This window comes from Lysinibacillus sp. NPDC059133 (genome assembly GCF_042755925.1).
Lineage (GTDB): Bacteria > Bacillota > Bacilli > Bacillales_A > Planococcaceae > Lysinibacillus.
This window is the reverse complement of the sequence record NZ_JBHZDH010000009.1, coordinates 41677-63458: the sequence shown is the minus strand read 5'-3', so window position 1 is coordinate 63458 and position 21782 is coordinate 41677. Positions and strand designations below refer to the sequence as shown.

General features: G+C 37.7%; 16 protein-coding genes and 1 other annotated feature. Of the genes, 4 read left to right on the top strand and 12 right to left on the bottom strand.

The window, feature by feature from the left end; translation table 11 throughout:
* Positions 1-32 precede the first annotated feature (32 nt).
* From yhaM to ACFXN8_RS07230, 3 genes are read right to left on the bottom strand one after another with little or no spacing between them, the layout of a single operon-like run.
* On the bottom strand, positions 33-971 hold the full coding sequence (gene yhaM, locus ACFXN8_RS07240; protein ID WP_386843981.1) for a 3'-5' exoribonuclease YhaM: 939 nt from the start codon (positions 969-971) through the stop codon (positions 33-35).
* The gene (locus tag ACFXN8_RS07235; RefSeq protein ID WP_386843979.1) at positions 968-3859 is read right to left on the bottom strand and encodes an ATP-binding protein; all 2892 of its coding nucleotides are present in this window, start codon (positions 3857-3859) and stop codon (positions 968-970) included. Before ACFXN8_RS07235 ends, yhaM begins: the two co-directional genes overlap by 4 nt.
* A gap of 5 nt (positions 3860-3864) precedes the next feature.
* On the bottom strand, positions 3865-5079 hold the full coding sequence (locus ACFXN8_RS07230) for a metallophosphoesterase family protein (RefSeq protein WP_386843977.1): 1215 nt from the start codon (positions 5077-5079) through the stop codon (positions 3865-3867).
* A 353-nt stretch (positions 5080-5432) separates the two neighbouring features.
* Here ACFXN8_RS07230 and ACFXN8_RS07225 point away from each other — a divergent pair, with 353 nt between their 5' ends.
* Positions 5433-5618, top strand: a complete 186-nt coding sequence (locus ACFXN8_RS07225) for a YhzD family protein (protein WP_370080917.1) — start codon at positions 5433-5435, stop codon at positions 5616-5618.
* Between the two features lie 112 nt (positions 5619-5730).
* Here the strand turns inward: ACFXN8_RS07225 and ACFXN8_RS07220 are convergent, their stop codons facing one another.
* Positions 5731-6513, bottom strand: a complete 783-nt coding sequence (locus tag ACFXN8_RS07220) for an enoyl-CoA hydratase (protein ID WP_386843974.1) — start codon at positions 6511-6513, stop codon at positions 5731-5733.
* 138 nt (positions 6514-6651) lie between these two features.
* On the opposite strand from ACFXN8_RS07220, the gene trhO reads away from it, so the two are divergent.
* On the top strand, positions 6652-7623 hold the full coding sequence (trhO, locus tag ACFXN8_RS07215) for an oxygen-dependent tRNA uridine(34) hydroxylase TrhO (protein ID WP_386843972.1): 972 nt from the start codon (positions 6652-6654) through the stop codon (positions 7621-7623).
* Positions 7624-7897: 274 nt separating this feature from the next.
* Here the strand turns inward: trhO and ACFXN8_RS07210 are convergent, their stop codons facing one another.
* On the bottom strand, positions 7898-9550 hold the full coding sequence (locus ACFXN8_RS07210) for an FAD-binding dehydrogenase (protein WP_386843970.1): 1653 nt from the start codon (positions 9548-9550) through the stop codon (positions 7898-7900).
* Between the two features lie 377 nt (positions 9551-9927).
* Positions 9928-10167: a binding site (T-box leader), on the top strand.
* A 291-nt stretch (positions 10168-10458) separates the two neighbouring features.
* Between ACFXN8_RS07210 and serA the strand changes: the two genes are divergently transcribed.
* Both serA and ACFXN8_RS07200 read left to right on the top strand, forming a co-directional pair.
* Positions 10459-12066: a phosphoglycerate dehydrogenase gene (gene serA, locus ACFXN8_RS07205; RefSeq protein WP_386843968.1), complete on the top strand. Its 1608-nt coding sequence runs from the start codon at positions 10459-10461 to the stop codon at positions 12064-12066.
* A gap of 272 nt (positions 12067-12338) precedes the next feature.
* Positions 12339-12965 (top strand): hypothetical protein, encoded by a 627-nt coding sequence (locus ACFXN8_RS07200; protein ID WP_376075481.1) that lies wholly within the window; start codon positions 12339-12341, stop codon positions 12963-12965.
* A gap of 363 nt (positions 12966-13328) precedes the next feature.
* On the opposite strand, the gene ACFXN8_RS07195 is transcribed toward ACFXN8_RS07200, so the two are convergent.
* From ACFXN8_RS07195 to ACFXN8_RS07165, 7 genes are all read right to left on the bottom strand, one after another.
* On the bottom strand, positions 13329-14117 hold the full coding sequence (locus ACFXN8_RS07195) for an HAD family hydrolase (RefSeq protein WP_386843966.1): 789 nt from the start codon (positions 14115-14117) through the stop codon (positions 13329-13331).
* 437 nt (positions 14118-14554) lie between these two features.
* Positions 14555-14803 carry a DUF3006 family protein gene (locus tag ACFXN8_RS07190; protein ID WP_370046345.1) on the bottom strand — a complete coding sequence of 83 codons (249 nt, stop codon included), beginning with the start codon at positions 14801-14803 and terminating at the stop codon, positions 14555-14557.
* Complete coding sequence (locus tag ACFXN8_RS07185; protein ID WP_376075487.1) at positions 14790-15989, bottom strand: MBL fold metallo-hydrolase; 1200 nt, start codon at positions 15987-15989, stop codon at positions 14790-14792. The genes ACFXN8_RS07190 and ACFXN8_RS07185 overlap by 14 nt, the downstream gene beginning before the upstream one ends.
* A gap of 268 nt (positions 15990-16257) precedes the next feature.
* On the bottom strand, positions 16258-17391 hold the full coding sequence (locus tag ACFXN8_RS07180; protein WP_386843963.1) for a glycerate kinase: 1134 nt from the start codon (positions 17389-17391) through the stop codon (positions 16258-16260).
* Positions 17392-17618: 227 nt separating this feature from the next.
* Entirely contained in the window at positions 17619-19124 is a 1506-nt protein-coding gene (locus tag ACFXN8_RS07175; RefSeq protein ID WP_386843961.1) for a coproporphyrinogen III oxidase, read from the bottom strand.
* A 152-nt stretch (positions 19125-19276) separates the two neighbouring features.
* Positions 19277-20314 carry an LCP family protein gene (locus tag ACFXN8_RS07170; protein WP_376075490.1) on the bottom strand — a complete coding sequence of 346 codons (1038 nt, stop codon included), beginning with the start codon at positions 20312-20314 and terminating at the stop codon, positions 19277-19279.
* A gap of 186 nt (positions 20315-20500) precedes the next feature.
* The gene (locus ACFXN8_RS07165; protein ID WP_386843958.1) at positions 20501-21421 is read right to left on the bottom strand and encodes a stalk domain-containing protein; all 921 of its coding nucleotides are present in this window, start codon (positions 21419-21421) and stop codon (positions 20501-20503) included.
* Between the last annotated feature and the right edge of the window lie 361 nt (positions 21422-21782).

Here is a 21782-nt window from a genome sequence, read left to right as displayed (position 1 = left end):
CCAACCTTTGATGAGGAACATCAAATCTACATTTACTTAATAGTCGGCTTATAAAACGATCGATTATCAAGTGGAAATAGTCTTTCCGTAAATTCGCCTGGCGTTGTTTTGCCTAATGCTCGTGTTAGCATGTTCATCTTTGCATCAATATTATCAATATAATGCAAGATTTCCGCCTCTTGAATCATCGGTTTTTTCGGGCTGCCCCATTCTTCTTTACCGTGGTGAGATAGCACCATATGTTGCAATAGCATGACTTCCTCGCCCTCGATTTCTAGTTCACTGGCAATCTTGGCAATTTCATTGACCATAATCGTAATATGACCAAGTAAATTCCCTTCAACCGTATATATTGTTGCAACAGGCCCTGATAGCTCAACTACTTTACCAATATCATGCAGAATAATCCCTGCATATAATAGATCTCGATTTAATGTAGGATATAAATCAGCAATTGCTTTTCCTAGTCTCAACATAGACACCATATGATCTAGTAGACCAGACGCATAATCATGATGATTTTTCGTAGCAGCTGGATAGACTAAAATAGCATCCTGATGTTTTTTAATAGCTGCACGTGTAATTCGTGATATATTCGGATTTTTAATATCAAAGAAAAATTTCGTCAATTCTTCATATAATTCTTCTTTTGGAGTTGCTGAGGAAGGAACTAAATCATTAATAGCAATTCCCTCCTCTGGTTTTGCAACTCGGATTGCCTTGATACGCAATTGATTTTTGCCACGATAGTCATGAATTTCTCCACCTACACGGACAATTGCCTCAGCGTGATACATTTTTTCATGATCTTCATTTGTATCCCATAGCTTTGCTTCAATATCTCCACTTTTATCTTGTAATAACAGTGAAATAAATGGTTTTCCGACTGTGGTAACCCCTTTTGTCGCCTGTTTAATTAATAAAAATTGATCTACTGGTTCTCCAACCTGGAGCGTCGTAATACCCTTCATGTTGACGCCACTCCCCTTTCATTTGCTAGTGCTCCTACGTCGACAATTTGGTCTTTCTGCCAATGAGTGAGCATCGCGTCATGGCAAGTAAAATATAAAATTTGACGTTCATATCCTACTTCTTTCATTAATTGTACCATTTTGTCTGTACGGTTTCGATCAAAATGGACAAAAGGATCGTCCATAATAAATGGAAATGGAGCAGAAGTTGTTAGCGTTTTTGCTAGTGCCATACGCAATGAAATATAAGCTTGCTCCTTTGTCGCCTGTGATAATTCTGCCATTTGATAACGTAATCCAGAAACATCCTGTGCAACAAAATAGCCTTCATCGTTAATTAAAAGCTTATCGTAACGCCCACCTGTTAACAAATTAAATATTGCATTAACTTCTGTCAAAACATGAGGTAGTTTTTCTTCTCTTAGGCGGAACAATGTTTCATGTATCGCCGTAGACAATGCTTTTTTTGCAGCCCATTGCCCTATCAGCTGTTGCAACACTGATTTCTCTTCTTCAAACTGTTGAAGCAACTGACCATATTTCTCGTCATTTAGAAGATTCTCTTTTTGGATTTGCAGTGTCGCTCGTTGTTCTAAGCAATGATCGATCGCTACCTGCATTGTGTCTCGCTCTTCTTCTAAAGTAAGCAGTTTTTCATTTAGCTGTTCCTCTTCTAGCAACGACTGTTTGTTGTCTACATTCAGCGAGGCTAGCTGACTCTGAATGGCTTGAAGTTCTTTTTTCATTTTTTGTTGTTGTTCAAATTGTTCATGAGTTTCATAATACCCCTTCTCTGATTGAACATTCGCAGCTTTAAATAACTGAGTAATTTCAGCCTCATAGCTGTCTATATGTGATTGCACTCCTTGCATTTTGGTCTGAAGGCTAGTCAACTGCTCTTTTACTTGTTGGGATAGCTGTTGCTCCTGCTGTAAAGTAAGGAATGTAGTACGTAAATGCATAAAGATTTCTTGCTCACTATACTCAGTTTTTAAGACTCGCTGTACCTGTTCTAGTAACTCAGTTTTCTCCGCTTGTACCGTTTGTTGAAGCGTAAATGTACTCTTCTTTTTTGCTGCCAACTCTTGAGCACCACGAATGCGCATAAACAGCTCTGGTAACAATGTTTTTGGTATATTTCCCTCTAGCCGATAGCGCCCTAAAAAATGGTGAAGCGACTGAGTGGCCTTTTCACTTACCTGCTCAGCCCGTTGAATTTTATATTCAAGTTTCACATATTGACGTTCTTTTTCTTGCTGTTGCTCATTTGCATGTAACAAGCGATCCTCAAGTTTTTGTTTTTTTAGCAGGATGTCTTGAGCCATATTTTCCTCCTGCTCTAACTCCCGTATTTGCTGACTCTGTTGTTTACTCGGCGCTTCATGAGCTTGTCTAGCAAATTTTAAATATAAAATAATGATGAGTGACATAACCGCTCCTACAACGATAACCGCCATATTTTTTTCCATCACACCATAGATACATGAAAGTATACTTATGGCTAATACAATAAATATAAAAACACTTGGTTGTTGTTGTTTCGAGCGTTGTGACCTTCCATAACGCAATTGTTCAAGCTTTCGCTTACGCTGTGGCCACTGTGCTAAAATATGTTCTTCCTCCGCAGTTAATGACTCCTGTTGAAGCTGTTGTTTCAGTTGAGCAATTGTATCTAATTCTGCATGTAGTTGCTCCAACGAACGCAAATGAAATTTCAGCTCTTCTTCTGCTTCTTCTAATAGGCTTAACTGTTGTTGAAACTGTTCCTCTTGCTGTAATGATACGGTTTCTTCAAGCAAAATATCCTGCGCTGTTTTGTCCTGAACACCTAATAAACGGAACTGAGCTTCTATTTCTTGCTCGATTAAATACAGCTCATCCATTAAGTTCTGTTCCTTTACAACTAACTGATTCCATGTTGCTTCCTTGTTCACAAGACGAGACATTTCAGTAATAGCTTGCTCGTCCAATGATAATTGTAGCTTCTGTTGTAGTCCCTGATACTGCTCCTTCAGTTGCTCCATTTGTAGTGTTTCATGCATAAGTCGATCCTTTAATTGCTCATAACGTCGGATCCCTTCTGGAGGAAACTGCACATGTTCATAGCTTTTTTGCGTCTGTTCGAAAGCTTTTTGCTGTTTTAGAAGTGGCATAGCTTGTTTAAGAATTGTGAACTGCTGCCAATTTTGTTGCTGTGTTTTTTGCTGACTATATAACCCCTCTAGCTTTTGATCGAGCTGCTGTAATTGTAATAATTTATCCTCGAAGGTCTGAATATTACCTTGCTCTTGTTTAATTGTGCGTTCTAGTCTTTTTAAATGCTCTATTTTTTGATTAATGAGTGGCACTTTGCCTGCTTTTTTAAAAAGCTCACTAGCATCTTTGTCCAATTTCTTTTCTAAAGATGATAGCTGTTGGATTCCTGTTGTCCCAGAGGCAAGTAACAAATGTGTTAGCTCTTCCTCTGACATTTTTTCAATGCCCTGTAGTTCATGTAATGAAAAGGAGAAAATGGACTCAAAGGAAGCTTTTGAATAACCATATAATAGTTTTGCTAAAAGCTCCTCATGCCCCATTGTTCCGTCTTCTAGATAAACTGTGACATCTCCAGACGCCTTTCCTTTCATACGTTCGATCGTGCATTGTCCATACGTTGGATGCCAAATCGTCAGCTGACCACCGAATTTAGTCGATACTTTCGGCTCATATTTACGTTGTGCCTGCTGCCTCGTAGGAAATCCAAAAAGCATTTGTAAAATAAACTGTTGAATGGTCGTTTTACCCGCTTCATTCAAACCATAAAAAATAGTGACACCCTCACGTAAAGTAATGGTGATGTTTTCATGCTTGCCAAAGCCATAAATCTGGATTTTTTGTATCGTTAGCATGTTAATCACGCCCTTTGAATTTCTTCTGCTAATAATTCTTGTGCGTTGTGCATTAAATTTTTAATATCCTGCTCTGTTAAAGGTTCAATCAGCCTTGCACCACCAGCATGTTGGTACAGTTCCTTTAAAATATCCTTCCATTCAGAAATATCCCATTGCTCCATTAGATTCATCACCGATTCAGTCACAGCAGTATGCTCATACAATACTGACGATTGATGTAACACGAGCTTTTGGACCCAGCACATCGGTTCAATTCCATCCTCGGCTTCTCGAATAGTTTCTAGCCATGCATCAACTGTAGCATGTTCAAATAAAGATTGTGATTGTTCATCTATATTTTTCAAATGGAGTTCAACAACAGATGCCCCATACTCTTGACGATTAAGCATCAGTGCTTCCTCACATTTTTTTAGTAGTTCATTTGCATGAAACACATCCGTACAATCCACCTCTACCGTGTTATAAACAACAGCAGATGTCGGTACAAATTCCAAATCAGTGGAGGTTTGTGTCAGAGTTACGTCATAGAAGCCCTTTATTCCCTGCTCTTTCCGATGTCGACTTTGAATATTGCCTGGATAAACAATCGGTGGATTTTGATGTAAAAATTGTCGTTTATGAATATGCCCTAAAGCCCAATAATGATAGTTTTTTTCAAGAAGTTGATCTTTTGTGAAAGGAGCATAAACAGCATGTGAAGTATCGCTAGCCTCACTACCGTGAAGCATACCAATATGAATAACATGCTGGTCCTGTGCAACAGGATAACTATCAATCATTGATTTCGTTATATGACGGTCACTATAGCTGAAGCCATAAATATTGACTTGCTGACCACGTATGTTTAATTGCACAACACTAGTTTCAGCTGGTAACTCATAAACATTGCTTGGTAAAGCAAAGCGTGTCCAAGCACCATTTAAGTGATCATGGTTACCATAGCTTAAAATGACAGGGATATTATGCTGAAAGAGTTTTTCCATAGCCTCTTGAAATCGTCTTTGTGCCTGTAAGCTTCGATTTTCACCATCATATATATCACCAACAATCAGTAAAAAATCAGGCTTCTCCTGAATAGCCTTCAGAATAATTTTATCAAAAGCTTCGAAAGTACTTGTTCGAATCTTTTTGAAATTTTGTTCGGGTAAACCAAATAAGCCCTTAAATGGACTATCTAAATGTAAATCTGCCATATGGAAAAAACGAATTGCTGCCATCCAATCACCTCAAGTAATAAATAATCTATACCTTGTCGTTATTCTTTCATCACTCACAATGCAGTAATTAATTAATTCAGTACATTGGAATTGCTACTTCAATAATTTACTAACTGCTATTTGTCTCATTTCTATAATGAGACATTCGTGAATCATGCCGAAACCGAATATTTGTTCTATTTTATCATATTTCACGTTAGTTGAGAAATGTATTCAAAGAATGTTCATTAATAGTATTGCCTCAAATTTTCCACAACTTTCATAATTTATCGAAATTTTAGCTAGTTTTACCGTGAAGTTTATAAATCTTCTATGTATAATGGATATATATTTAAGTAAAGGGTGGGGTTTGTATGGAGAATTATCGCTTTACGGCTTTTGAAAAAACTGGGGAAACGTTGTTTGATGAAACATGGACTTTCGAAAACGATGAGACTGCAAAAATCAGCGGTCTACAGCAGATTGAAGAAAAAGGTGTTGCCAACAAAACTCATCGCCTTGTTAACTCTTCGGGTAAATTAATCTTATTTCATGTCTAAAAATGGCTAGTAAAAGGCACGTAGTATACTTTTCTACGCGCCTTTTTTCTTTCCTTTTCTTTCAGCGGGTGTTTTGACGCCCACTGAAATAAGTAGTTAATTTTATTTAATTTTATTTTCCTACAAAGGCAGGTGCTCTTTTCTCTACAAACGCATGGATTCCCTCTAAATGATCGGCCGTTTTACGCATCGCTGCTTGCCCCGCTGCTTCCATCGATAAAATACTCTCTAATTGAGGTAAATTTTGAGCATGTAGAATTTTTTTAGTCGTAATCATTGATGCAATTGGAGAAGCAAGCATTTTTCCAATTAGTTGGTCAGTAATCGCAAAAACAGTCCCATCTGGTGCAACGTAGTCAATTAACCCTTCATCATGAGCTTCCGATGCAGTTAATACTTTACCTTCCCAAATCATTTGTTTCGCTTTGACAGTACCCACACGTTCCTTCATAAAGAAATGACCGCCACCATCAGGGATGAGCCCTATACCTATGAAATTCATAGCCAGCTTACTATTTTCACATGCCACAACTATGTCTGCCCCTAACGCTAGACTAAAGCCTAATCCAGCTGATGCTCCATGAACTGCTGCAATGACGATCATCGGTAGCTGGTAATACGCTTTAACAATACGTGATAAATAAACCATTGCCTCATTAATATTTAGTGGCTTATTTGGATCTAGCATCGCTTTAATATCGCCACCTGCGGAAAAAACTTTTCCTTCCCCGCGAATAACGAGAATTTGTATTTCTTGTTCTTGCTGTAGTGCCTCAAAACATTCTGCTAGTTCACGCATCATTACATCGTCCATAGCATTCATGGCATGTGGTCGATTTAATGTTAATGTTGCACGGCGTTCTAATTTTTCTAATGTAATTGTTGAAAATTCCATCCCAACACCCCCAAATATGAATAGTCATTCACTATGTACTATTCGTGTTTTTTTAGAAAACTCCTTCTATCCTACGCAAAATTGCACTTGATATGCTATATTTAATGACGAATATTGATTTAAAGGTGGTTAATGATTGTGACACAGAAAGACTATCGTGTATTACTTTATTATAAATATATAGCTATTGAAGACCCTGTGGCATTCGCAGAGGAACATTTAGCACTTTGTAAAGAAATCGGGCTTCTTGGTCGTATTTTAGTTGGATATGAGGGCATTAATGGCACGGTTTCAGGTACAGTCGAGCAAGCTGATGCTTACATGAATCATATGAAGGCAGACCCTCGTTTTAGCGACATTATGTGGAAAATAGACGAAGCCGAAGGGCATACCTTTAAAAAAATGCATGTGCGCCCTCGTCGAGAAATTGTTCACCTTGGTTTAGAAGATGATATTAATCCTTTAGAAATAACAGGAGATTATTTATCGCCAAAGGAATTTATGGAACGTATGCAGGAGGACAATACGGTAGTTATTGATGCACGTAATGATTATGAATATGACCTTGGACATTTCCACGGCGCTATTCGTCCAGATATTGAAAGCTTCCGTGACCTACCAGATTGGATGGAGGACCATAAAGAAGATTTTGCTGGCAAGAAAGTTTTAACTTACTGCACAGGTGGTATCCGCTGCGAAAAATTCTCTGGCTGGTTAAAACGTGAAGGCTATGGAGAAAGTGTTGGTCAATTACATGGTGGAATTGCCACGTATGCTAAAGACCCTGAGGTAAAAGGTCAACTATGGGATGGACAAATGTTTGTCTTTGATCGTCGTCGAAGTGTACCTATTAATCAGGTTGAGCATGTGATTGTTGGCAAGGATTTCTTCACTGGTGAACCGACAGAACGTTATACAAACTGCGCAAACCCTGAATGCCATAAGTTAATGCTTTGCGAGGAAAAGCATGAGGCCTTTTATATGCGTAGCTGTTCTGACGAATGCCGCCGCGCAAAACGTAACTTCTTCGTTGAAGAAAATGGTTGGACAAAAGAGCAGATTGAGGAACAAATCGTCAAAATCGCTCAAGTTCAAAGTTCTTCTTTATAAGAAAAAAGAGCATCATCCATTTGTGGTGATGCTCTTTCATATTTTTTTGAGTTAATCTTCCTTGCCTGTAAAGGGTGAGTGATTGCGCGTTTACCTGAGCAGATATTTTTGGTACACGAGCGATTTTCTAGGGGACCCGATCACTTTCTCGGCTTACCTGAGCGATTTCCCATGGGACCCGATCACTTTCTAGGCTCACCCGAGCGATTTCCCACGGCACCCGAGCATTTCCCTCTCTCTCTCTACGGCTTTCTAAATCTCATTTAATTTTTCTTCATTCCCCTTTTGCCAAGTAACGCCCTACCTGTCGGCCACTAAATAAACAACCTCCAACAAATGTCCCTTCTAAAGCACGGTAACCATGTACACCGCCACCACCAAAACCACTAACTTCCCCAGCTGCAAATAAACCCGGTACAGGTTGACCATCCGTTCCTAACACAGCACCATTCAAATTTGTCTGTAAGCCTCCTAATGTTTTACGCGTTAAAATATTTAAGCGGACCGCAATAAGTGGCCAATTGTTTGGATCTAAAATTTTATGGGGCTTCGCAACGCGCACAAATTTATCACCTACATAGTTTCTTGCGCCATGAATAGCATTAACCTGTAAGTCCTTTGTAAATTTATTGTCCATTTCACGATCCCTTGCTAAAATTTGCTCTTTTATTTTGATAAAATCAAGAAGATCATTGCCAGCCAACTTGTTCATCCCTTCAACTAACTCCTTTAAATCATTAGCAATAACAAAATCCTCACCATAATTTTTAAATGCCTGAATTGGAGCTGGTGGTCCTGGTAAAACACGTTTCAGAACATCCGTAATACTTTTATTTGTTAAATCAGGATTTTGCTCAGAACCCGATAATGCAAATTCTTTTTCAATAATTTTTTCCGTTAAAATAAACCACGAGTAATCATAGCCAGTTTTTTGAATTGCCTCTAATGTGCTTAACGTATCAAAACCCGGAAAATTTGGTGCTCCAAATCGATTGCCTTCCGCATCAAACCATAAAGATGAAGGGCCCGGCAAAATTCGAATTCCGTGATTTGGCCAAATAGGGTCCCAATTTTTCAAGCCTTCTGTATAATGCCACATACGGTCTCGATTAACGATACGTCCCCCCGCATGCTCAGTAATTTCTAACATTCTGCCATCTACATAAGCAGGTACACCACTGACCATATTTTTGGGTGGTGTACCAAGTCGAGCAGGCCAATTTTTTCTGATTAAATCAAAATTTGCCCCTATCCCACCGCTCGCCACAATAACCGCTCCCGCTTCATAAGAAAATTCGCCAATACCTAACCTAGAGCTTTTTTCGCCGCGAATTGCATAGCTTTCAGCCAACACTGTTCCACTAATCCCTGTAATCCTTCCATCTTGTTGAATAAACTCATCTACACGATGTCTTGGTTTAAAATCTATATATCCATCCTTTATGGCCTTTTTCACTTTTTCAGCAAAAGGCTTTACAATGCCTGGTCCAGTGCCCCAAACAATATGAAATCTAGGAACCGAATTTCCGTGGCCACCTGCTAATGATCCACCACGTTCTGCCCAACCGACGACAGGGAAAAACTTAATACCCAGAGACTTTAACCAACTATATTTTTCACCAGTTGCAAATTCTACATAAGCTTTGGCCCATTTATACGCCCACGAATCTTCATCCTCCAAGCGATCGAAACCAGCCGTTCCTTGCCAATCTTGCCATGCAAGCTCTTTACTATCCTTAATACCAAGTCTTCTTTGCTCGGGTGAATTCACTAAAAAAATACCCCCAAAGGACCAAAATGCCTGTCCCCCCATTGAATTTTCAGGTTCTTGATCTACTAATAGAATTTTTTTCTTTGCATCCGCTAACTCACAGGCAGCTACTAACCCTGCCAGTCCTGCACCGACAATTGCTACATCATACATCATTCTACACCCCCTAAAAATCAATCTTCCCTTACTTACATTCTTCTCTACTTGACAGTTTACCTTCTACACATCGTAATTTTGACAAAAATGTGACAAGAAAAAAATGTTCGCTTTCCTCCACTAAACCAAGAAAGTTACCATCGTATAATTTTCGACCTCGAATATTTGTTAAACGCCCATGTAATCTGACTTAACATATATCGGTAGCGCTTTCATTGTCCTCCCTTAAAACACGAACAATTAATAATATTAAATAAATAAACGTTCGTATTTAGTTGTTTCACAGACTTATAAAGTCATGAATTTTAATCTTTTTCAGAAATATTATTGACAAAGGTGAACAATAAGGATTATGATGTTAACAAATTTAATTACACGAAAATATAACGACGGAGACACGCTAGTCGCAAGAAAATCCAAAGAGAGCTGATGGTTGGTGTAAATCAGTGATTTCTACGATAATAGTTCCACTCCTGAATAGATAAGCCGAACATCTCCAAAGTAAGCTTATCCGTCACATGCACGTTACGCATATAGCTAAGACTGCTAGAAATTTTTTAAGCAGTGATTAAGGGTGGTACCGCGAACCAATGTTTATTATGCCTTTCGCCCCTTACAACACAATATCTGTGTTTGTAAGGCGTGAAAGGCTTTTTTTATCTTCATTTTGTAACACTTACAAAATCCGGACGCAATGTTTTCTGTGCGAAAGCGAAGCGACAGCAACAAATGTTTTCTGTGCGATAGCGAAGCGACAGCAACAATTAGGCCAAGGCGAAATTGATATTTTTCTCATTTTTAGAAAGGAGATTGTTTGTATGCTGTAAGATGTGCTATCTTTACAAAATTCAGACTGTTTCGTATATAAAGAACACTAACATTTTTTAATTAAAAGGAGCTAATTACAAATGACTACTGCAACAAAAACAATTAACGTATTTATCGCTGACCCACTAAGTGAAGATGGTATTTTCCCTCTACGCCAAGAACAAGATTTAGACTTAAATATCATTGTTGATACTGGTCTTGCACCAGAAGAATTAATCGCAAAAATTGCGGATGTAGATGTTTTACTAGTACGTTCTCAAACAACAGTAACTCGTGAAGTAATTGAAGCGGCTAAAAACTTAAAACTTATCGGACGTGCTGGAGTAGGTGTAGACAACATTGATCTAACTGCTGCAACTGAACATGGTATTATCGTTGTAAATGCACCAGACGGTAACACGAACTCTGCTGCTGAGCACACTATTGCCATGATGACTTCACTTGCTCGTCACATCCCACAAGCATTCAATACACTTAAAAATGGTAAATGGGATCGTAAATCTTATGTTGGTGTTGAGCTTAAAAATAAAACTTTAGGTGTTGTAGGTTTCGGTCGTATCGGTGTTGAAGTTGCATATCGTGCTAAAGGTCAACGCATGAATGTTATGGCATACGATCCATTCCTAACAGATGAACGTGCTAAAGAGTTAGGGGTAACAAAATCAACAGTTGAAGAAATTTGTGCAGCTGCAGATTTCATTACCGTACACACACCACTTCTTCCTGAGACACGCAACCTTATTAACAAAGAAAAATTCGCTATGATGAAAGATGGCGTGCGTATCATTAACTGTGCACGTGGCGGTATTATCAATGAAGATGATTTATATGATGCAATCATAGAAGGTAAAGTAGCGGGTGCTGCTCTTGACGTTTTCGTATCTGAGCCAGCAACAGATCATAAACTACTTACTTTACCGCAAGTAATCGCAACACCTCACTTAGGTGCATCTACAATTGAAGCGCAGGAATCTGTAGCGGTAGACGTTTCAAACGACATTATTAAATTCTATAAAACAGGTACTGTAACTAACCCAGTGAACATGCCATCTATTCCAAAAGAGTTGCTTGCACAAGTTGAGCCTTTCTTTGAATTAGCTGAAAAACTTGGTTCATTCTTATCTCAACTAACAACTGAGCCTGTGAAAGAAATCAACTTATCTTATGCTGGTGAAGTAGCAAATTATGATGTTCGTCCATTAACGTCAAACGCGTTAAAAGGCTTGTTATCTAAAAACCACGGTAATCATGTGAATGACGTAAATGCTCGTTACCTCTCTGAACGTATCGGCATGAAAATAAATGAGCATAAAACAACAACTGCTAAAGGCTTCACTAGCTTAATTACGATTGAAATTAAAACAGTTAACGAAACACACACAGTTGCTGGTACATTATTAAATGGTTTAGGTGCACGTATTGTTAAAGTAGAAGATTACGTTGTTGACGTTATTCCACAAGGTCACCTTCTTTACATTAAAAATACTGACAAACCAGGTGCGATCGGCCGCGTAGCAACAAAGCTAGCAGAAAAAGATATTAACATCGCAACAATGCAAGTTGGTCGTGCACAAGTTGGCGGTACAGCTGTCATGATGCTAACAATCGACAATACGGTAACAGAAGAAGATCTAACATTCGTTGCACAGCTTGAAAATATTGATGAAGTAAAAGCGATTAACCTATAATATATTGCTTTATAAGCAGAGAGTATTTGCTCTCTGCTTTTTTATTTTTTGAGCTCATCACCAAAACGTAGGGTTGATTTCCGTTCCGACTGGGCGCTTTCCTAGGGGCGTCCGATAAGCAGCGAAAGCGGAGCGACAGCAACAACATGGTTTTGTCTGTGCGAAATGTTAGGAAAACAGGATATGTTAAAATAAGAAAGTAATTTGAAGCAATGAATTTGAAACCATTGGTTGCTTTTAAAAGTTTATATTGTTTTAGGAGAGTAACAAATATGAAAAAACATATAATCTTCTTTGCAATAGGAAGTAGTATTTTATTATTGTTTTATACAGTGTTTAAGCTTATCGGGAATGAATCTTCTAAGTTGGCATTAATAACATATGGGTCATTTACGGTCATCTTTATTTATTCAATCATTTATTTATTTCAAAAGAAATGGGTTCCAATTATTATTCAATTAATAACACTACTCATAGTGATTATATTGCCACCATTGATTAGAACAGAAGTGAATTTTTATTTTTATAAAGATGATCGAGAAGAAATCATTCGCATGTTAGTCAATGGGGAAATAAAAAAAGAGGCAAATAGATACGGAAATAAAGGTTTTTTCTGGTATTACACTCCTCCGCAATATATAGATGCGGTTAAATCTGAGACGATCAGAGTAGGTATGCATTCGAAAGATCATTTTTTTGTCTATTTTCAATCGGCTGACCAACCCTTTTTAGACATGCAAGGTTTACAGGAAGGATTTATTTTTTCATCCACAGGTGAATTTCCGACTGCTAAAGAGTTTGATTATTATAGTGATTACAAGAAAATAGATAATCACTGGTATTTCGTATCAAGTGATGTTAACAGATTTGAGAAATCATGCTTGTTTTTATGTGAATAATTAAGTACAAGATAAGAAGTTGACATTCAGTAAAAATTTTGAGGTATTACTCAATCGGGCGTTTTAATGGCGCAAGGATTTTAATTCAATTGAATCTAGAAAAAGCGTATTTTGAACAACCTTTTTTTCAAAATACGCTTTTTCTATTTGCTCTTTTTTAAGATCCATAGGGTTAATTTGATTAAACTTTATTTAAGGTTGAACAATACTCTTCATCGAATGCTCCAATGATAAGGAGCCGTTGGTTTTTCACAGAGAGTGGCGACTTCTGCAGGATGAGCTTGCGCTAAAAGCCCCGCAGAAATCGTCAACTCTGAAAATCAACCTTTGTTGATGGTTACACCCAAATTCGTACATTTTTGCTTATAGCTTATTTACAAGTTCTAATAATGCAGTTAAAGAATCAACCTCATATGTTGGCGTAACAACGCCATTTGGTGCATTGTTTTCACGATTGATCCAAACGTTGCGCATACCAACACGGGATGAGCCTAAAATATCAGTATTTAAGTTATCTCCAACCATTACCGCATCCTCTGCTGTAATACCTGCTTTCTCCATGACATACTCGAAAATAGAGGCATCTGGTTTCCCTTTACCAAAGTCCCCAGAGATAATAATATGGTCAAAATATGGCGCGATTTCTGGTGTAATTTCCAGCTTTAAATTTTGTAAACTTGGTGCTCCATTTGTCAGTAATACGAGTTGATACTTTCCTTTCAGCTTATCTAGCACATCAAAAGTATCTTCATATAAGAATGGAGACACTTTACGCTCTGCTACAAAGCGCTCCCCTAGCTCCGCCCCTAGTTGTGTATCATCAATGCCAAGAGCTACTAAGCCTTTTGTCCATGCTTCTGTACGATAGCCTGGTACGATATTTTTCAGTTTTTGGAAATATTCTGTTGGATCATCAAATGTTCCCCAAAGTCCTTCGAATGGGTTAATACCGATTAACACCGTATAATCATATGTTTCATAACCTTCGTAAAGTGCACGTGCTTCTTTACGCACCGATTCCTCTAGCTCATCCGGATTTACATTATGTATTGTTGCTGCATATTCACACGTTTTTTCAAATGCCGTTTTGACGGATTTTTTATCCCATAATAGCGTATCATCTAAATCAAAAATAATTGTGTTAATTGACATCGTGTCAGCTCCTAGCTTCCTATTAGTATAATTATTTTAGCATATATTCAAAATATTTAGCATAGCGTTTTAGGCATTTTCGTGCTCGAGTTGACCAGTAAAATTTAGGTCATCACCATAACGTGTGGTTGATTTCCATTGCGGCTGGGCGCTTTGCCGCTGACGCTTCGCTTTCGCGCAGAGCAGAGCTTCCTGGGGGCGTCCGATGAGCCGCTTGGGCCAACACGATGTTGGTCACGAAGGCGTTATCACAGGACGTGATGCATTTAGCCTTCGTTCCCCTATGTGCTCGCTCCAGAGTCTCATCTGTGACGCTGATCCCCAAGGAGTCGCCTAGCCTCCACTCCAATCAACATATTACATGGTATCCATTTTAACAAATGCCATCCGCCACTTTTAGTGATTAGCCTAATCCTAGCCTACTCTTCATTCTATAACTATTGATTTTTCCTACGCAATCTATCCATTAAGCTTTGTATTTCTTCCTTTTTCTGTTCGGTCTCTTCTTTTAAAATTTCAATTTGGTAGATGCCGTCCATTTCTTCAATTAGCACACGATCGCCAACCTGTACTGGTTTATTCATAGCTGATTGTAAAATGATTAGCTGTTCCTCTTCCTCTGGGTACTTCAAAAAAACTGCATATCCATCTTCAATACGGTCTAAGGTGTATTTAGTCGAGTTCACTAACGATATCCCCTTTCGCATTACGTAATTGTGCAGCATCCCCATCATTCAGCCAAATCTGTTTCTTTGTCCACTTTAAATAATTTTGACCTTCTCGTGCATTTGAGCCACTTGTGACATACATCGTTTTCCCTGGCTGTAATGTCACATTTGGAAAATTAAAAACTTGATGCCCTTCAATTGATATAAGCTGCCAATCCTTTAAGGACACTGCTTCATTACCATTATTTTTAATACCTACAATTTCTTCTATTAAATCCTTACTAACAATTTCAATACTTGCACTAGTTGTTGCTGGTGCTGAGGCACTTGTCTGTGGTGTTGAGACACTTGGTGGAGACCATTCCTTCGAATTCACTTCATAGTCTACCCCATTTGTTGATACGATAACAGTTCCCGCTTCTGCAGTAGAGTAAATTTCACTGCCAATTGCTTGTAATCGCTCAACTACTTCAGCATGAGGATGACCGTACTTATTGCCCTCTCCATAGCTTAAAATTGTCACTTCAGGATGTACTTTCTGAATGAACTCCGCAGAGCTACTCGTGTTGGAGCCATGATGACCTGCTTTTAAGATCGTTGCTTTCACATCGTCCTGCATCATCTCTTTTTCTAACGCCATTCCCGCGTCGGCTGTTAATAAAAATGATACATTACCATAAGCAAGTTTTAAGACAATGGAGGCATCATTATTATCTGTTGCATTTTCATTGGCGTTTAAAACCTTCACATTAATATCATCATCAAACGCTATACGATCGCCTGTTTTTGGAACATTATAAGAAATATTCTTCGTATCAATAAGTGTCAGCATCTCTTCAAAAGTTTGAGATGTATGTACCTTCCCTGAATCATAAAATTGTCCAATATCTATCGAATTTAACACAGGAATTAAACCACCAATATGGTCTGCATCAGGATGGGTTGCGACCACTATATCAAGCTTGTTCACACCGAGCTCCTTCAAATATGAAACAACCTTTTGACCAGCTCCTTTAACGCCTCCATCAACAAGCATTGTTTTACCGTTTGGCGATTCAATAAAAATCGAATCTCCTTGTCCTACATCAATAAAATGTACGCGCATTTCATGTCCTGCAGTGACGGATACTTTCTCCGTATTTAATGTCTCCGTACAGCCTGCTAATAAAAAAATACAAAGAAGCACTACTATTAACTTTTTCATTTACTAACTTCCTTTCTATTTTTCTATTATACAAAAAAGAGATGATATACTCCCTTTTTCAATTAAACTAAAATCCATCACATGGGGTTGATTTCCGTTCCGACTGGGCGCTTTCCTGGGGGCGTCCGCTGAGCCGCTTCACTCGCTTTGCTCGCTCCAGGGTCTCATCTGTGACGCTAATCCCCAAGGAGTCGCCCAGTCTCCACTCCAATCAACTTATTTAAATTGCTAATGTCATCCCTAACTCTTAGTGACAGACTTAATTTTTTCATCCATTTTGTATATAATTCCTAAACATTTCCTTTGTTTTCATGCGAATAAAATAATAAGGTTCCTGCATTGCCTGCTGAATACTAATATTTTCATCTACTAATGATTCAACAACAGTAAAATATTTAAGTAATGCAGGTTTATCATTTTCTTCTATTGTCCCCGACAATAACACAGCGTGTACATTCGCTAATGTTGCAGTCTTCGCTACCCCTATTGGCGCTTTCCCATGTAATGTTTGGCGATCTGATTGTCCTTCACCTGTCATAACAAACTCGGCACCTTCTAAATGCTTTTTTAACTGTACTGCATTCATTACAATCTCAATACCTGCATGAAAACTGCCGTTTAAAAAAGCTATTAATGCACCTCCCATTCCACCTGCTGCGCCTGCCCCTTTGTAGTCGTGCAGTCGAATGCCAATTTGCATTTCAACAATGTCTGCAAATTGCTTTAAGCAGCTATCAAAATAAGTAATTTGATGTTCTTTTACACCTTTTTGAGGTCCAAAAATAGCTGTTGCCCCACGCTCTCCAATCAATGGATTATCAACATCACATGCAATATTAAATGTTGCTTCAGCCAATCGGGGATCTAGCTGACTAGTATCAATTAAAGTTAAATCTAATAAGGCCGACACCCCATCAGCAATTAAAGTGCCGTCTTCTTTTTTCAATTGCAGTCCAAGTGCCTTTAACATGCCAATACCAACATCATTTGTAGCACTACCACCGATTCCGATAATAAATTTTCTAAAGCCTTTATCAAGAGCAGCCTTGATTAGCTGTCCCGTTCCATACGTCGATGCAAGTTCGGGATTTTTTTCTTCATCCTGTATCAGCATAATTCCGGAAGCCTGAGCCATTTCAATCACACATGTTTCATTATCACCAAGCACACCATATCTCGCTTCGATTTCTCTCCCCAATGGATCCAGCACATGGTGTGACATATAGTGACCATTTGTTGAAGTAACTAGTGATTCTAGTGTACCTTCACCCCCGTCTGCAACTGGTAAAAGGATTGTTTCAATTGATTGATCAACATCCAAGATCCCTGCCTGCATTGCACTAGCTACTTCGATGGCCGACAAAGTCCCCTTATAGGAATCTGGACTAATAACGACTTTCATGTAATACCTCCACTCATTTAAGTTAGGTGCTTATCATCATTATAATTCAGACTAAAAACATTCCTGAGCTTTTATCGGAATGTTTTTTAGTTTTATCGGAACACTTTGTGGATTTATCGGAATGTTTTCTGGTTTTATCGGAATGTTTTCTAATTTTATCGGAACATTATGCTGATTTATCGGAATAAAAGAGGCAATCTGAACATCACGTCAGATTGCCATCTTGTTTATACCTTATATAATTCATCTAAAAACTCAATTTTTTTACCGATTGCCTCTTCAAACGTCATGATGTAGGCAGCAGGATCCTTTGGATTATGGAACTGCGTAATCTTCCCTGTCTCAGGATGAACGAATTTAGAGGAAGCTCCACAGCCAATCCCTAAAATAGTCTGTACTTCTTCCATGATGAGGATATTATAGATGCTCTCTTCGCCAGCTTTACTGTAGCCGACATTTTCTAAATTACCTAAAATATTTTTTTGACGATATAAATAGTACGGTACATACTCATTTTCCTTCGTCCATACTTGTGCCATATGCATCATTTGTGCAACCGTATCACGGTCTGCTACCTTGTACTTATCCTTATTACGTGTCATTTCTGATGCACGTTTAAATGATAATGTGTGTACTGTTAGCGATTCTGGCTGCATTTTTGCAGATTCATCTAATGAATTCTGGAACTCCTCAATTCCTTCATTCGGTAAACCAATAATTAAATCCATGTTAATATTATTCATGCCTGATTCACGCGCTAACCAAAACTTATCAATTGTTTCCTGTACCGTATGATGACGACCAATTGCTTTAAGTGTTTCATCTGTATACGATTGTGGATTAACACTTATTCGATCAATGCCCCATTTTTTTAATACTTCTAGTTTTTCAGGTGTAATCGTATCAGGTCTGCCCGCTTCGACAGTTACTTCACGGATTGTTTCAGGATGTGGGAAGGAATCATGCATCGTCTGATACAATGCATCCATTTCATGTGCCTCGATAGATGTCGGTGTACCACCACCCCAATAAATGGACGTGATTTTCATATTATTTTCCTTCAGCCATTTCCCCATTTCACGTAATTCAATATGCAACCCATCTAAAAATGTTGCAACTCGCCCTTGCTTGCGATTGCTGCCAATCGCATACGCTGGGAAAGTACAATAGGCACATTTAGTCGGGCAAAAAGGAATGCCAATATAAATACTTATTTCTTTACCGATTTCATCTATATCAGGAATCGTCACTAACTGACGAGCAACTATTTCTTTTAGTAGCGCTACCTTTTCTTCTGACAGACGGAAATCACGAATAAGGATATCAGCAATTTCTTCCTCGCTCTTCCCGGCCATTCGAAATTTATGGTAAAGCTTAGTCGGACGCACACCTGTTAAAATTCCCCATTGCTGTTGCATTCCCGTATGTTGCTCCAACACATCTAAAAACACGTGTGACAAAGCACGCTTCATACGAATATTTAGCTCACGTCCTTCAGCCCCAGATTCGTATTGAATACGGTAATCATTCGTATAACGCTTACCATCTACCTCAAGCACAGCTTTTGTAGAAATTGAAGAATCATCCCCAACGTTATATTCGAATGACACTGCCATATTTGTTCCTTCAGACTCTACTTTTAGCTTGGAATCCTCAAAAAATAAATTCGCAATATGATTTAATACGCGAATCCAATCCTCAGGATATTTTTGATCTATGTGAATAATTTTCATTGTCTTCGCTCTTTTCTCTCAAAAATTACAGCACCAATAGTTTAACAAATTTTTATAACGTTAAGCAAAGCTACAATTAATAACAGAACATTCAGTTTAATAATTCAAAAAATCCATTTTGAAAAAATTTATCAAAATGGATTCTTATTTTTTTATCTTTCGATAACCGCGTTTGTTTTGAAATTCTCTTCTTTTAGTTTAAGAATTTTTCTTAATTCCGTGCTTACTTTCTCCAAGCTTTCCATATCAGGCATAAAGTAAGATACTTTGTCGATATACTGATCTTCTCCTTTTATTTCTATCGTTTTCGTAGATATGTTTTTAGAATTCAAATATTGCTTTTGAAGTGCGTAGATTTCTTTAGGGTTTAAATCTGTTTCTACGTTTTCTCCTAAAATATCTGCAATTTGACCAATTTTAAATATTGTATTCGTCGATTTTGCTTGATTAATTGTTGCAGTCAAAAATTGTCTTTGTCTCTCTTCGCGTGAGTATGAAGCATTAATAGGTCTGTATCTCATTCTTACAAATGCAAGTGCCTCTTCTCCCTTTAAATGTGACTCTCCTTTATGAAATTCTATCCGTTTTTTATCGTAAATATTATCTTCCCAAAAATCCTCTTTTACATCTATTGTTACTCCACCTAGAGCATCGACAATATCTCTAAAGCCATCAAAGTTTACTGCAATAAAGTTATCTATCGGTATATTAAGTAATTTTTCAACTGTCTCTAATTGAAGTTTAATTGCCCCATAGCCTGTAATTGATCCGTAACTATAAGCGGCATTGATTTTATGTATACCTGTATATTCCCCTGCATTTTCTATTTTTACTCTTGCATCTCGAGGCACTGTAATTAAGCTAATTTCAGATGTATCTGGGTCTAAAGTAATGACCATTTGAGTGTCTGCTCGACCATTCTCCGCTTGACTAGAGTAATCTTCAACACCTAATAATAGAATGGAGATAGGATCTTTTTTAAATGAAACATCCTCTTCCCTTAGCTCTGATTTATTTCCATCTCTATTTAAATCGACCTTTGAACTATCATAGGCATTTTTAAATTTAACAAACGCATAAGCTCCATAACTAGTTACGGTTAATAGTAAAATTAACATAACTAGTAAGGTTATTTTTAGAACTTTATTTTTAGGCTTCGTTTTTTTAGATCTTCTTGAATTTCTTTCCACATAAAATCCTCTCTTCTGTTAAAGTCACCCTCTTCATTGATTAAGACGATAAAAGTTCTTTCAAGTTTCCTATAATGATTATGTTTGGGAATAAAATCAAATTTTCATTAAAAATAACAGCTAAGTGAGTTTCCAAAAAGCGCAAAAACCCATATAAAGGTAGTGACCTTTATATGGGTTTTGGAATTATTTTAAATATTCCTCTACAAATTCAACTGGTACATATGTTTTAGATGCTTCTAGCAAAGCGGGTGCTGCATTAAGTGGGCGTAATGCTTTGTTATATCCAAACATTTTTTCTCCACGAGTAATTGTATAAGATAAATTACCTTTTGACACAATTGCCCCTTTACTTGTTGACTCTACTTTATAGCCAAGTTTTTCGGCAATCAAACGCAACGGAACCATCTTTGTTCCATCTACTTCATAGTAATCTGTCGCGATTATTTGTGCTATTTCCGCTTCTACAGTATTTTCTGTTGGATTTTCAGACTTGTCATCAAGAACAATTACTTTCGAAGGTGTTGTTTGAGCCGGGATACTTTTTGTTGAAGCTGTATAGAAAACTACTAAATTTTTCTCTATTAAATCTTTAGCTGCAACTTTTTCTCCCTTCGTATTTAAAAGCTCCGTGTTTTCACCAATGATTAATTTTAACATATCGTAAGTGTTCATTAAGTTTTCAAAGAAGTAATCAACTTCAACAAATCCAGCTTCCTCAGTTTCAACAATGACAACATCCGGATCGAATTGTGGTGGATAAATTAATTTTTGTGGCTTGTTTGCAAATGTATAAGCTTCTATTTTATCCCCTTTTTTAAGTTCTACTTTCTTACCTGTATTATCGAAAACAAGTGTATCCTTTGTTATTTCTAAAATGTTTGTTTGATCGCCATCTTGTACTGTGAAGTATGTAATGTTTTCACTTGAATTGACTTTTTCAACCGTTCCATAGGTAGTGTTGAAAATGTGAACAGGATCAATTTGGATTTGTGGTACTTGTTGTTCTGCGTCTGTCTGATTTTCATTTGCTGAAGCGACTGGTATTACTACACTTCCAAATAATAATGCTGTCATTGCTACTGGTGCAATTTTTTTCATGTTCATAAAATCTCTCCTTATTATTAGGTTCATAGTAGTAGTAGTTTCAGACTGGTAAAAGTTTCATTAAAAACAGGAAAATTTATGATAAAAGTCCATTTGCATGACATCTACCGGAGGCTTTAACTTCTTTCAGCGGGTGTTTGGACACCCGCTGAAAGAAGTTAAAACCACCAGTAAAAAACTGGTGGTCCATGCTCACTCTTTTATAATTTCCTTTAAACCTGTAATATCGATGCCGTTTAATGCTTGCGTGGCAAGGCGGTCGGCTTCAGAATTTTCTTTACGTGCTATCAGCTTGTACTCTGGCTGGATACTAAGCTCCTCTAGCTTTGCGTCGATTTTATCTGCCCAGCTAGATAAATTC